This window comes from Azospirillum sp. TSO35-2, assembly GCF_003116095.1.
In the GTDB taxonomy this organism is placed as follows: domain Bacteria; phylum Pseudomonadota; class Alphaproteobacteria; order Azospirillales; family Azospirillaceae; genus Azospirillum.
In genome coordinates this window covers 638,429-652,306 of the sequence record NZ_LGRA01000008.1, presented here as the reverse complement: position 1 = coordinate 652,306, position 13,878 = coordinate 638,429, and the positions used below count along the sequence as shown (strand labels likewise).

Sequence of the window (13,878 nt, the reverse complement as noted above, 5' to 3'; positions counted from 1 at the left end):
CGAAGCCCTTGCCGGCCTCGCCGGCGCGCGCCGCCTCGATGGTGGCGTTCAGCGCCAGCAGGTTGGTCTGGCTGGCGATGTCGTTGATGAGCTGCACCACCTCGCCGATCTTGTTGGCGGTCTGCGACAACCCCTCCACCGTGCGGTCGGTGCGCTCGGCGTCGTCGGCGGCCTTGCGGGCAATGCGGCTGGAGGCGTGGACCTGGCTGCCGATCTCCTGGATCGAGGCCGACAGCTCTTCCGTCGCGGCGGCCACCGCCTTGACGCTGCCTTCGGCCTGCTGCGAGGTGCTGGCGGCGGTCGCCGCTTCCCCGGTGGTGGTTTCGGCGTTGCGGCTCATCCGCTGGGCCATGTCCTGCATCTCGCCCGCGGCGCGGGAAACGCGGTCGAGGACACCGCGCACGCTGCTTTCGAAACTCTCGGCCATCTCGACCATGGCGCGGCGGCGTTCGTTGGCGGCACGGCCGCGTTCCGATTCGGCGCGGGCGTTGGCCTCGTTGGCGGCGTTGGCGGTGTCGCGGAAGACGATCAGGGCGCGGGTCATGTCGCCGATCTCGTCGGTGCCGGCGGCCGGGATGGCGGTGTTCAGGTTGCCGGCGGCGATGGCGCGCATGGCGTCGGACAGCAGGCTGAGCCGGGCGACGATGTGGCGCCCGACGACGAACCAAGCCAGCGCCGCCGCACCGACCAGGCTGGCGGCGGCGAACAGGACCAGCATCATGCGGCCGGCCGACAGCGCGTCGGTGGCACCGGCGGCGGCGGCATCAGCCTCCGCCTTCATCGTGGCGATCTGTCCGTCGATCATGCCGGCGAACTGCTGGGCGATCTGCCGGTTTTCGGCCAGGATCTTCTCGTTCTCGCCAACCGCCTCCAATTCGGAGCGCCGCAGCTTGAACAGGCTGTTGTCGCCCTTGCCGAAGGTCGCCAGCATCTCGGCGCTCTTGACCAGCTTCGGCAGGCCGTCGTCGCCGCTCTTCATCAGCGTCTTCAACCGGTCGTCCATCGCCTGGGCGGCGGCGGCGTAGCGGGTTTCCAGCGTCTTCAGCCGGTCGGGGGTCGGGGCCAGGGCCGCTTCGTTCAGCGCACCGACGGTGGCGGCCCCGTAGGTCGACAGCTCCAGATAGGTGCGGAAGCGGGCCAGCCCGTCGCCCAGCAGATCCTGCATCGAATCGCGGGTCTGCGAGCGCACGTTGACGCTGGACAGCTTGATCTCGGCCTTCAGCCGCATCAGCGGCGATTCCATCTGCTCCAGCAGGGTGGCTTGGCGCTTGGCCGCGTCGGTCAGCCGTGCGGTAATCTTCTGGCGCAGCGCGTCGCGCGCGTCGCTCCCGGCCGGGGCCTCCAGCGCCTTGCGGCGCAGGTCGAAGACGCCGTCGGCGCCGTCGCCCAACTGGAAGAAGGCGTCCAGCCCGTCCGATGCCTCCTGGCCCAGGCGGGTGCCGACCTGTGCGGTGGCGCTGACCAGACGGGCGGCGGATTCCAGATAGGTCTGCTGGTGCTGGGTGACGGCGAAGGAGGTCTCGGCGCTGCCGGCGCGGGTCAGCGCCTCGGACGCCAAGCCCAGGTCGCCGCGCACCTCGTACATGGTGATCAGCGAGCGCACGGAATCGCCCAGCGCGTCCATATCGCGTTCGGTGCTGGAATCCAGGGTCTCGCCCTTGCTGCGCAGGGTGGCGCCGGCCCGGTCGGTCAACGGCGCCAGATTGGCGAGGAACGCGTCGTAGCCCTTGGCCAGACCGGCCAGCATCGCCTCGCGCGTGTCGCGCACCGACAGGCGGTGGCCGACCGCGGCGTTTTCCTTCTCCAGCGTGGCGATCAGGCCCTGCGTCTTGCTGCGGATCTCGCCGATCTGCGGGTCGGAGGGCCGGCGGGTGCCCAGCTCCTTTACCAGCTCGTCCAGCGCCTTGCCGCGGCCCATGATGTCGCCGTAGACCTGCTGGCGGTCGCCCTGGCTTTCGACGGCGGCCAGCGCGGGCGCGGCGGCGGCGATGCTGCTGCTTTCGCCCGACAGGCGCTTGGCCAGCTCCATCTCCGGCAGGCCGGTGCCGACGATCCGCGTCAGCGGCGCTTCCACCGCCGAGAAGGAGATCAGCCCGACCACGCTGGCGGCCACCGTCATGCCGGCCATCCCGGTGAAGGCCAGCAGCAGCTTGCCCCCCACACCCATGCGGTGGCGGCGTTGCTCGGCCGGCTGACCCGGCGCAGTGGAGTTGTGGCCCTGGTCGATCGTCATGGTACGCAGTTCCTCCCGGCAGTGTGCTGAATGCCCGGGCTTTCCACCCGTGTGTTTCGTTCTGAGGCCCGGCGGAACCGCGATTTTACGTGCGCTGTTCCACTGATGGCCCCACCAACCATACCGCAGTGTGGTTGACAGATCCTTACGGCGAAACCCTCCTTTCCGTGCGAGAGGGCTCATAGACCTTTTTGGTGGAGTGGCCGGCCGCCGGATTTTCCTATGCGTCATTATGACCATTGGACGCCCCCAAAGGTGATAACCGCTCCGCCTCGTTCCACCGCCGTGCTAGTCTTCCGGCCAGCGGCTGCGTGCAGCCGGTTCGGCGATGGGGGGATGCATGCGGGTCCGGCAGACGGTGTTTGCGCCTTCGGTGGCGGTGTCCTTTCCATCGGACGCAATGCCGCCGGACGCGACGACCGAAGGCGCCCAGCTGGTCCTGGTGTTCGGGTCGGTCGCCCGGTTCGACCAGCCGGGTTTCGCCGACGGGCTGGCCGCCGCATTCCCCGGTGCGGTCCTGGCCGGGTGCAGCACCGCGGGCGAGATCGTCGGGGACGGCGTGCTCGACGAGTCCTGCACGGTGACCGCCATCCGCTTCACGCGGGCCACGATCGCCGTGGCGGAGGCGGACATCGGCTCCGCCGACGAGTCGCAACCGGCGGGCGAGGCGCTTGGGCGGGCGCTCGCCGCGCTGCCGGACCTGTCGGGCGTCCTGCTGTTCGCCCGCGGCGTCGCGGTCAACGGCAGCGCGCTGATCGACGGGCTGGTGTCGTGCCTGCCGGCGGGCATTCCGGTGTCGGGCGGGTTGGCCGGTGACGGCGGCGCCTTCACCCGCACGCTGGTGCTGGGACCGTCGGGGGTGTCGGAAGGGCGCGCGGTGGCGGTCGGGCTGCGCGGAGCCGGCCTGCGCTTCGGCCTCGGTTCGGTCGGCGGCTGGGAGCCGTTCGGCCCGGCGCGCAAGGTGACCCGGTCGGTCGGCAACCGGCTGCTGGAGCTGGACGGCGAGCCGGCACTGAACGTCTACAAGCGTTATCTCGGCGACTACGCCCGCGACCTGCCGGCCTCGGGCCTGCTGTTCCCGTTCGAGCTGCTGAACGGCAACCATGACTCCGTCGGGCTGATCCGCACGATCCTGGGCATCGACGAGGCGGCAGGCGGCCTGATCCTCGCCGGCACGGTGGAGGAGGGCTTCTACCTGCGGCTGATGCACGCCAGCACCGACGGGCTGGTCGACGGCGCCGAACAGGCCGGCGCCATCGCCGCAGCCGACCATGGCGCGGCGGGACATCCTGCGGATGGCGGGGCCGAACCGCAGTCGCTTGCGCTGCTGGTCAGCTGCGTCGGCCGCAAGCTGGTGATGGGCGACCGGGTGGAGGAGGAGGTGCAGGCGGTGGCCGACCGGCTGGGGCCCGGCGTGGTGCTGACCGGCTTCTACTCCTACGGCGAGATCGGGCCGATGCGCGATCTGGTCGATTGCCGGCTGCACAACCAGACGATGACGGTCGCCCTGCTGACGGAACGCTGACCCCCATGCACCGTCTGCTGCAAAGCCAGTTCAAGCGCGTTCTCGGTCTGCAGGGATCGGAAGCGGTCACAGCGCTGTTCGACGAGTTGAAGACGCTCGCCGGCCGCGACGGGCTGTCGCCGGAGGCGGTGCGGGCGCTGGACGGCCTGCCGGCGCTGTTCGGCCGCATCTCGCAGAGCTACGAGCAGTCCGACCGCGACCTGACGCTGCGGGCGCGCAGCCTTCAGCTCAGTTCGGAGGAGCTGGCGGACGCCAACGAACGGCTGCGGCGCGAGGCGGGGGCCCAGGCACACGCGATCCGCCGGTTGCGCGGCGTCGCCAACAGCCTGTTGCGGGCGGATGGCCGCCCGGAGCTGCCGGACGTCGCCGACGTCAGCGCCGGCGATGGTCTGGAGCGGCTGAGCCACCTGATGGCCATGTTGGTGGAGGAACGCTCGGCGGCCCAGCGCGCGCTGGAACGGCAGAAATTCGCGCTCGACCAGCACGCCATCGTCAGCATCACCGACCACCGTGGCATCATCACCTACGCCAACGACAAGTTCTGCCAGATCAGCGGGTTCGAGCGGGAGGATCTGCTGGGGCGCTCGCATCGGGTGGTCAACTCCGGCCACCACCCCGCCGCCTTCTTCGCCGAGATGTGGCACACCCTGATGGACGGCCAGGTCTGGCACGGCGAGATCTGCAACCGGACCAGGGCCGGCGAACTCTATTGGGTGTCGGCGACCATCGTCCCGCTGCTGGGCACCGACGGGCAGCCGCACCAGTACATCGCCATCCGCACCGACATCAGCCAGCGCAAGCGGATGGAGGCGGAGCTGGAGGACAGCCGCCGCTTCCTGCAGAGCATCACCGACAGCATGGGCGAGGGCGTCTTCTCGCTCGACCGCAACGGCTTCTGCACCTTCCTGAACCCGGAGGCGGAACGGCTGCTCGGCTGGTCGCTGGAGGAGATGCGCGGCATCACCCTGCACGACGCCGTCCACCACCGGAACGGCGAAGGGCTCCCGGTCGCCAAGGAGGATTGCCCGGTGCTGGCCAGCGTCCGGCGGGGCGAGACCTACCGGTCCGACACCGACCATTTCGTCCGGCGCAACGGCACCATCTTCCCGATCGCCATCACCGCGGTGCCGCTGCGCGAGGACGGCCGCATCGTCGGCTCGGTCAACGTGTTCCAGGACATCACCGAGCGCCAGAGCATGCTGACCGCCCTGCAGGAGAGCGAGGAGCGGCTGACCGTGGCGCTGGATGCCTCCACCACCGGGCTGTGGGACTGGAACCCGGTGTCCGACCGCGCCTATTTCTCCGACCACTGGCTGGGCATGCTGGGCTACCGGCCGGGCGACATCGCCCCTTGCGGCACGGCGTGGCTCGGGCTGATGCACCCGGACGACAAGGACCGGGTGCTGGCCCGGCTGGCGGAGCACATCGACGGCCGCGCCCCGGTCTACGAGGTCGAGTTCCGCATGCGCCACGCGTCGGGCGCCTGGGTCTGGATCCTGTCGGCCGGCAAGGTGACGGACCGCGACGCGACGGGCGCGCCCACCCGCATCACCGGCATCCACAAGGACGTCACCGACCGCAAGCGGACCGAGGACGAGCTGGCCCGCGCCAAGGAGGACGCCGACCGCGCCAACCGGCAGAAGAGCGACTTCCTCGCCAACATGAGCCACGAGATCCGCACGCCGATGAACGCGGTGATCGGCCTGAGCCACCTGATGATGAAGACGGAGCTGACGCCGCGCCAGCGCGACTATCTGGACAAAATTCACGCGTCCTCGCGCAGCCTGCTCGGCATCATCAACGACATCCTCGACTTCTCGAAGGTCGAGGCCGGGAAGCTGACGATCGAGGCGATCCCCTTCCACATCGGCGACGTGCTGCAGGAGGTGGCGACCGTCGTCCTGCCCAAGGTGCGGGAAAAGGGGCTGGAGCTGATCCTGGATCTGCACGGCGGGGTGCCCGGCACGCTGGTCGGCGATCCGCTGCGGGTCGGGCAGGTGATCCTCAACCTCGTTTCCAACGCCGTGAAGTTCACCGAGCGCGGCGAGGTGGTGGTGACCGTCGACGGGCGGGTCGGCACCGGCGACGAATACCGGCTGGAGGTGGCGGTCTGCGACACCGGCATCGGCATGTCGGCCGATCAGGTGACGGCGCTGTTCCGCCCGTTCAGCCAGGGCGACAGCTCCACCACCCGGCGGTTCGGCGGCACCGGGCTGGGGCTGGCGATCTGCCGCCAGCTGGTGGAGCTGATGGGCGGCAGCGTGGCGGTCGAAAGCCGGCCGGGGGAGGGCAGCATCTTCCGCTTCTCGCTCCGCTGCCGGGTGGCGGCCGGCGACACCGGGGACGACCGGCTCCCCTCCGACCTGATGGACCGCCGGGTGCTGGTGGTCGACGACAGCGACGCCGTCCGCTCCATCCTGACCGACATGCTGGAACGCTTCGGCTTGGCCGTCGAATCGGTCGGCGACGGCTGGTCGGCGCTGCGCCGGTTGGAGGACGCCCACGCCGGCGTCCTGCCGCCGGTGGATCTGGTGGTGCTGGACTGGCGCATGCCGGACCTGGATGGGGTGGAGACGCTGTGCCGGCTGCGGGCGCTGCCCGGCCCCCATCCGCCGGTCATCATGACCACCGCCTACGGCGCCGACGGGGTTCAGGGCGCGCTGGACCGGGCGCTGGATCGCGTGGTGGCGGGCGGCGGGGTCGCCGGCGTCGTGGAAAAGCCGGTGACGCCGTCGGCGATGCTCGATTCGGTGATGGTGGCGCTCGGCCGGGCGGCGCCGTCGGCGACGGCACCGGCCCGGCGGGCCCACGACGCCGCCCAATCGACCGAACTGTCGGCCCTGGTCGGGCGCAGCGTGCTGCTGGTGGAGGACAATCTGGTCAACCAGCAGGTCGCCTGCGGGCTGCTGGAGCTGGTCGGCATCGAGGCGATGGTGGTCGCCAGCGGCGAGGAAGCCTTGCAGTGCCTGCGCGAGGTCACCTTCGATCTGGTGCTGATGGACGTGCAGATGCCGGGGCTGGACGGGTACGAGACGACGCGGCTGATCCGGCGGGAGCTGGAGCTGGTGACCCTGCCGATCGTGGCCATGACCGCCCACGCCATGGCCGGCGACCGCGAGCGCTGCCTGGAAGCCGGCATGAACGACCATGTCTCCAAGCCGATCGACCCGGAGGCGCTCTACGCGGCGCTCGCCCGCTGGTTGAGGCCGGTGCGCGGGCTGGCCGGCGGTGCGCCGTCCGCCGCCGGATCGGCGGTGACGGCGTCGGTGATGCCCGCCCCGGCGCTGCCCGACAGCCTGCCGAGCCTCGATCTGCGGGTGGCGCAGCGCAACGTGAACGGCAACCTGGCGCTGCTGCGCCGCATCCTGACCGATTTCGCCGCCACCCATGTCGGAGAGGCGGCGCGGCTGGAGGCGGCGGTGCAGGAGGGACGTTGGAAGGATGCGCTGCGGCTGTCCCACACGCTGAAGGGCACCGCCGCCACCATCGGCGCCATGGATCTCTCGGTGCTGGCCGGGCTGGTGGAGCAGGGGGCCATGGCCGATCCGCCCGCGGTGCCAGCCGGGGTGTTGGAGCGGTTGGCCGATGCGCTCGCCGTGGTGGTGGACGGCATCGGCACGCTGGCCCGCGCCCCGGCCGCCGATACCCTGCCGAGCGCCGCCCCGGCGACCGCGGCGCCCGGCCCCGCGCCCGCCTGCCCGCCGGACAGCCTGCGGGTTGCGCTGGCCCTCGCCGACCGTCTGGCCGGGCTGCTCGCCGCCGGTGACCCGGAGGGCGGCGACGTGGCCGACGCGCTCGCCCGCCTGCTGGCCACCACCCCGGCGGCGGCCGCCGCCGAGCGGGTGAGCCGCCACGCCGGCGCCTTCGATTTCGACGACGCGGCGGCGGCCCTGGGCGCCCTGAGCGACACGCTGCTGGACTGGAGGGATTCCGGACGATGAGCAACCCCCAACCGGCCGGCGAGAAGCCGCGGATCCTGGTGGTCGACGACGAGCCCATCAACCTGAAGGTGATGGCCGACCTGCTGCGCGACAGCTACGGGCTGATCGTCGCCAAGGACGGTCCGCAGGCGCTCGCCCGGCTGGCCGGCGATCCGCTGCCCGACCTGATCCTGCTCGACGTGATGATGCCGGGGATGGACGGGGTGGAGGTGTGCCGACGCCTGAAGGACGACCCGCGCACCCGCGACCTGCCGGTGATCTTCATCACCGCCATGGGGCAGGTGCACGATGAAACCCGCGGGTTCGAGGTCGGGGCGGTCGACTACATCACCAAGCCGATCTCGCCGCCGGTGGTGCTGGCGCGGGTGCGCACCCACGTCGCGCTGCGCGACGCCCGCCGCGCGCTCGCCGACCAGAACCGCCTGCTGGAGGACCGGGTGGCGGAGCGGACGCGCGACCTGCTGCGCGCCCAGGACGCCACCATCCGCGCCATGGCGTCGCTGGCCGAGACGCGCGACAACGAAACCGGCAACCACATCCGGCGGACCCAGAACTACGTGCTCGCCCTGTCGCTGCACCTCAGCCGCGACCCGCGCTACGCCGACCGGCTCGACGAGGAGACCATCGAACTGCTCTACAAGTCGGCGCCGCTGCACGATGTCGGCAAGGTCGGCATCCCGGACTCGATCCTGCTGAAGCCGGACAAGCTGAGCGACGACGAATTCCACGTCATGAAGACCCACGCCGCCCTGGGGCACGACGCCATCTTCGCGGCGGAGGGGCAGGTCGGCGCCCTGCCGGCGGAAGAGCGCGCCGGCGAAAGCTCGTTCCTGCGCATCGCGCGGGAGATCGCCCACGGCCATCACGAGCGCTGGGACGGCACCGGCTATCCGCAGGGGCTGGCCGGCGAGGCGATCCCGCTGTCGGCGCGGCTGATGGCGGTGGCCGACGTCTACGACGCGCTGATCAGCCGGCGCTGCTACAAGGCGCCCTTCCCGCACGAGAAGGCGGCGGCGATCATCCGCGAGGGCAGCGGCAGCCATTTCGACCCCGCCGTGGTCGCCGCCTTCACCGCCCTGGAGGACGAGTTCCGCGACATCGCCCGGCGCTACAGCGACGAGGGCTGACGGCAGCCCCCGCGCCGCGGCGCCATCAGATCCAGGAATCGTCCCCGCCGCCGCTGTCGTCGCCGGATGTGTCGTCATAGGACACATCGTCGGTCGACGCGTCGTCGGCCGGCGGCGCGTCCTGGCCGTAGCCGCCGCCGTCCTGCGGACCGGCGTCGGCGGGCGGGGCGTGGTCGTCGCCGTAATAGTTGTTGTTGATGATCGTCTCGTTGACCGGCGTCTCGTGCAGCGGCGTCTGGGCCATCGCCTCGCCGAAGGGGCCGGGCGAGTGGTGGAGCAGCGAGGAGATCGCGCTCGCCGCCAGCATGCCGCCGGCCACGCCGGCCGCGGTCTGCGCCGCCCCGGCGAAGAAGCCGCCGCCGCGCGGCGCCATGCCCGCCTGCGGGAAGCCCGGCGGCGAGTAGGGCTGCGGATAGGCGGCGGTCGGCGCGTAGCCGGAGCCGGGTTGGCCGGGGTTGGACGGCGGCGGGCCCCAGGGGCTGCGGGTGGCCGGTTGGGCGGCGGCCGGCGGCGGGCCGGACGGGGAGGGGGTGGACGGGGACGGGTCGCTCCGCCCCCAGGGGCTGCGGCCAAGCCCCAGCGCGCTCGACAGGAAGCTGCCGCCCGACGCCGGTTGGGCCGGCCGGTCGCGCGCCTCGCGCAGTTGCCGTTCCATCTCCTCGATCCGGGTCTGCGCGGCGGTCAGCGCCTGCTGCTGCACCAGGACCGTCTGCGCCATGTAATAGGCGGACAGCGGCTGATCCTGCACCGACCGCCGGATGAAATCCTCCGCCTCGGCGTCGCGCGGCTGGGATTCCACCTCGCGCAGGCGGCGGAACAGGTCGGACAAGAGTGTGCGTTCCTCGGGGGTCATCGACGTCTCCAGACAGAGCGTCCGCGTCGAACGGGCGCAGGACCGTATGTGGCGTCGCCATCCCCCACTGGACAAGTCCCTTCGGCACGGGGGGACCCGGTGCGCGGCGGCGGCGACGTCCGTCAAGCTTCCCAACGGTTTCCGGAGCGTTCCGACCATAGGGTGTGAACCGACGGATCGCGGGGCTGACCATTGTGGGGCAGGGGCGGCTATATCGGCTATGGCGTCCAATCGTTAACATATGACATTGACGGGGGTGCACTTTTGCGGGTCGATGGGCCACATTCGGGATGCGACCGCCCGGCGGCGCCGGTTGTTGAGCCGACCATGAAAACGAGAGTAGGCGCCGAGCGATGGTGGAACTGACCGACCTGGAGCGCGACGCGCTGACCGAGTTGGTGAACATGGGGGTCGGCCGCGCCGCCACCCACCTCAGCCGTATGGTTAACGACCAGGTGCTGCTTTCGGTTCCGACCGTCGACATCGTCAGCCGGCACGAGGCGGCGTCGTTCCTGACCGCGCGCGAACGCACCGGGCTGGTCGCGGTGGAGCAGCAGTTCCGGGGGTCGTTCGACGGCCGCGCCATGCTGATCTTTCCGGAGGCCAACAGCCTGGAACTGGCGCGCGCGGTGCTGGGCGGCGACCTGACCCTGGCGGAGATCGTCGATCTGGAACAGGACGCCCTGGCGGAGATCGGCAACATCATCCTCAACGGCTGCCTCGTCATCGTCGCCAACGCGCTGAAGGACCGGCTGACCATCTCGCTGCCGGCGGTGCTGCGCGGCGACGGCGCCAATATCCTGAAGGATAAGGGCGGAAATTCCGATGAGCTGGTGCTATTCCTCTACATCGACTTTACGATCCGCAGCCGCAGCATTCGTGGCTACATCGCCTTGCTCATGGGGGTTTCGTCGCTGGAATCGCTGAAGCAACTGATCCATGCCTTCATCGAAGGCATCGCGTCCGAATCCACATCCGCCGGAACGCCCCATGGCACCCACTCTGCCTGAACAGCCGACCTGGGCGTTGGACGTGCTGGGGGCACTGGACGCCGGCATCCTACTGCTGGACCGCCATTGCCGCGTCCTCTACTGGAACGGCTGGATGGAACAGGCGTCGACCCTGGCCGCGCGCGACATCCTGGGCCACGACCTGTTCGACGCGCTGCCCAACCTTCGTGAATCGCGGCTGCACAGCGCGGTGCGCGACACGCTGGCGACCGGGGCGCCGGGGGTGTTGTCGCACACGCTGAACCCGATGCTGTTTCCGCTGCACCTGCCGGACGGCCGGCGGATGGTCCACAATGTGGTGATCCGGCCGCTGCCGCCGGCCGGCGACGCGCGCTGCCTGATCCAGGTGACCGACGTCACCGCGGCGGTGAACCGCGAACGCGTGCTGCGCGAACAGCGCGACGCGCGCTACCGGGCCATCGTCGACACGGCGCCCGACGCCATCGTCACCACCGACACCCGCGGCATGGTGCAGTGGATGAACGGCGCGGCGGCCCGCCAGTTCGACTACCGCCCGGACGAACTGATCGGCCAGAACGTCCGCGCCCTGCTGAACGACGACGCCCCCGACTGGCTCGGCATGGCGGAGCACAGCGGCTTGGGAAACGGCGGGCTGGGAAACGGGACCGGCGGCGGTTTCGACACCGTGGCCCAGCCGGTGGAGCTGACCGGCCGCCGGCGCGACGGCAGCACCATCGACCTGGAACTGTCGATGGCGCGCTGGGAATCGGAAGGCCGCAGCTTCATCACCGGCATCCTGCGCGACATCACCGAACGCCGGCGCACCCGCGAGGAACTGCGGGCCAGCGCGCTCGCCATGCGCCAACTCGCCGAGCAGACCAAGGCGACGCTGGACGCGCTGCCGGCCTTCATCGCCGTGCTCGACCGTTCCGGCCGCATCGTGTCGGTCAACCGCGCCTGGGCGGAGGCCGGGTCGGAGAACATCTTCCTCGGCCAGGGCTGCATCGTCGGTGACAACTACCTGGACCATTGCGGCCGGGGGGAGGCCGCCGATCCCCAGGCGGACGCGGTGATGGACAGCCTGCGCACCCTGCTGAACCAGGGCGGCCCGCCGGTGTCGGCGGAGTATGTCACCACCAACCAGCACTGGTTCCGCTGCCTGGCGGCGCCGATGCCGGCCGGTCCGTTCGGCGGCACCGTGCTGATGCACATCGACGTCACCGAGATCAAGTCGATGGAAGCGGCGCTGCGCAAGCTGGTCGGGCAGAAATCGACCCTGCTGCGCGAGGTCAACCACAGGGTCAAGAACAGCCTGCAACTGGTGTCCAGCCTGCTGACCCTGCAGACGCTCAGCCTGCCCGACGAAGCGGTGCGCGTGCATTTCCAGGACGCCCGCAGCCGGATCGAGGCGATCGCCCGCGTCCACAACCGGCTCTATCAGGCCGACCAGTTCCAGACCATCGAGTTCGGCACCTACCTGCGGGAGCTGTGCGACGATCTGGCCCGCGCCTCGGGTGGCGACAGCATGTGCGACATCGTGGTGCGGTCCGACGTCGTCGACCTGCCGATCGACCACGCCGCCCCGCTGGGCCTGATCGCCAACGAACTGATCACCAACGCGGTCAAGCACCGGGGCAACGCGCCGGCCCAGGTGACGGTGACCTTCCTCAACGAGGGCGAGCGGTTGGCCCTCACCGTTGCCGACCGCGGACCGGGGCTGCCGGCCAACTTCGACCTTCGCAAGAGCCGCAGCCTGGGGATGCGGTTGATCTCCAGCCTGGCCGGCCAGATCCGGGCGACGGTCGACATCGACACGGCGCCGCAGGGAACCACCTTTCGGATCGAACTGGCGGTGCCCGACGAGGTGCCGCTTCTCGAACCGTCTCCGGCCGTGGAGTACGGAGGATGAAGATCCTGCTGGTGGAAGACGAGGTTCTGATCGCGCTGGAGCAGCAGCTCTATCTGGAGACGGTCGGCCACACCGTCACCGGTCCGGCCGCCACCACCGCCGAGGCGGTCGCCCTGGCCGAGGCCGACAAGCCCGACCTGGCGCTGGTCGACGTGCATCTCGGCCAGGGGTCCAACGGCGTCGACGCCGCGCGGCGTCTGACCGGGCTGGGCGTGCCCTGCCTGTTCATCACCTCCTACCGCGACGAACTGAAGAAGGGCGGGTCGGTTCCCGGCATCGGTTGCCTGCCCAAGCCCTTCACCCAGAGCGGCCTGCTGGCCGCCGTCGACGTCGCCCGCGCCATCCTGGCCGGCGAGGAACCGCGCAACATCCCGCAGACGATGGAGTTGTTCGTCTGAAAGACGATGAAACTGTTCGTCTGACCGCTCTCACCCTGCGTCCGGGAAATCCGCGCTCAGCGTCGTGGTTTCCCAGGCGTCGATCTCGTCGAGCACGGAGCGCAGCTTGCCGCGCACGGCCTCCAGCGCCGGCCGGCCGAGGATCAGGCGCAGCGGCGGGTTTTCGGCGCCGACGGCCTTGATGATCGCCTCCGCCGCCCGCACCGGGTCGCCGGGCTGCTTGCCGCTGTAGCCGGAAACCTGCTTGCGCCGTGCGCCGGAGGTCTGCTCGTAATCGTCGATCCAGGTGGCGGACTGCTTGAGCGACCGGCCGGCCCAGTCGGTGCGGAACGGTCCCGGCTCCACGATCAGCACGCGGATGCCGAGCGGCGCGACCTCCTTGGACAGCGATTCCGACAACCCTTCGACCGCGAACTTGGTGGCGGCGTAGTAGCCCGACCCGGGAAAGCCGATCATCCCGCCCTGCGACGAGATGTTGACGATGTGCCCGCGACGGCGCGCCCGCATGCCCGGCAGCACCGCCCGCGTCACCGCGGCCAGACCGAAGAGATTGGTGTCGAACATGGCGCGGATCTCGGCATCCTCGCCCTCTTCGATGGCGGACAGATAGCCGTAGCCGGCGTTGTTCACCACCACGTCGAGCCGCCCGAAGGCCTCTTCCGCCTCGCGGACCGCGCGGGTGACCTGCGCCGGATCGGTCACGTCGAGCGCGATGGCCCGTCCGCGCTCGCCATGCCCGGCCAGCAGGTCATCGAGCGTCCGCGGGTTGCGGGCGGTCGCGGCGACGCGCCAGCCCCGCTCCAGCACCAGCCGCGCCAGTTCACGGCCGAAGCCGGTCGAGCAGCCGGTGATGAACCACACGGGTGTGTCGGTTGCGTTCTGTGCCATCGGTCGAAGCCTCGCATGCCGTGTCGCGCCGGT

At 70.6% G+C, this 13,878-nt stretch carries 9 protein-coding genes; 6 read left to right on the top strand and 3 right to left on the bottom strand.

The genetic code is table 11. The annotated features are described in order from the left end of the window. Positions 1-2,233, bottom strand: a 2,233-nt coding sequence (locus tag TSO352_RS04430; protein ID WP_109106674.1) for a methyl-accepting chemotaxis protein, incomplete at its 3' end; no start/stop codon positions are given. A gap of 400 nt (positions 2,234-2,633) precedes the next feature. Between TSO352_RS04430 and TSO352_RS04425 the strand changes: the two genes are divergently transcribed. Genes TSO352_RS04425 through TSO352_RS04415 form a run of 3 tightly spaced genes read left to right on the top strand, consistent with a single transcriptional unit; the run spans position 2,634 to position 8,826 of the window. Further along, positions 2,634-3,758 (top strand): FIST N-terminal domain-containing protein, encoded by a 1,125-nt coding sequence (locus tag TSO352_RS04425; RefSeq protein ID WP_247871896.1) that lies wholly within the window; start codon positions 2,634-2,636, stop codon positions 3,756-3,758. Positions 3,759-3,763: 5 nt separating this feature from the next. After that, a complete protein-coding gene (locus tag TSO352_RS04420) occupies positions 3,764-7,699 on the top strand; it encodes a PAS domain S-box protein (RefSeq protein ID WP_109106123.1) in 3,936 nt (1,311 codons plus the stop codon). Beyond that, positions 7,696-8,826, top strand: coding sequence for a two-component system response regulator (locus TSO352_RS04415; protein ID WP_109106122.1), 1,131 nt, complete (start codon positions 7,696-7,698; stop codon positions 8,824-8,826). The genes TSO352_RS04420 and TSO352_RS04415 overlap by 4 nt, the downstream gene beginning before the upstream one ends. Positions 8,827-8,851: 25 nt before the next feature. On the opposite strand, the gene TSO352_RS04410 is transcribed toward TSO352_RS04415, so the two are convergent. Continuing rightward, the gene (locus tag TSO352_RS04410; protein ID WP_109106121.1) at positions 8,852-9,679 is read right to left on the bottom strand and encodes a DUF2076 domain-containing protein; all 828 of its coding nucleotides are present in this window, start codon (positions 9,677-9,679) and stop codon (positions 8,852-8,854) included. A 353-nt stretch (positions 9,680-10,032) separates the two neighbouring features. On the opposite strand from TSO352_RS04410, the gene TSO352_RS04405 reads away from it, so the two are divergent. Genes TSO352_RS04405 through TSO352_RS04395 form a run of 3 tightly spaced genes read left to right on the top strand, consistent with a single transcriptional unit; the run spans position 10,033 to position 12,957 of the window. After that, positions 10,033-10,689 carry a chemotaxis protein CheX gene (locus tag TSO352_RS04405; protein ID WP_109106120.1) on the top strand — a complete coding sequence of 219 codons (657 nt, stop codon included), beginning with the start codon at positions 10,033-10,035 and terminating at the stop codon, positions 10,687-10,689. Continuing rightward, on the top strand, positions 10,670-12,559 hold the full coding sequence (locus tag TSO352_RS04400) for a PAS domain S-box protein (RefSeq protein ID WP_109106119.1): 1,890 nt from the start codon (positions 10,670-10,672) through the stop codon (positions 12,557-12,559). The genes TSO352_RS04405 and TSO352_RS04400 overlap by 20 nt, the downstream gene beginning before the upstream one ends. Beyond that, positions 12,556-12,957 (top strand): response regulator, encoded by a 402-nt coding sequence (locus TSO352_RS04395; protein ID WP_109106118.1) that lies wholly within the window; start codon positions 12,556-12,558, stop codon positions 12,955-12,957. Before TSO352_RS04400 ends, TSO352_RS04395 begins: the two co-directional genes overlap by 4 nt. 30 nt (positions 12,958-12,987) lie before the next feature. Here TSO352_RS04395 and TSO352_RS04390 read toward each other — a convergent pair whose 3' ends face one another. Beyond that, on the bottom strand, positions 12,988-13,845 hold the full coding sequence (locus tag TSO352_RS04390) for an oxidoreductase (protein ID WP_109106117.1): 858 nt from the start codon (positions 13,843-13,845) through the stop codon (positions 12,988-12,990). Between the last annotated feature and the right edge of the window lie 33 nt (positions 13,846-13,878).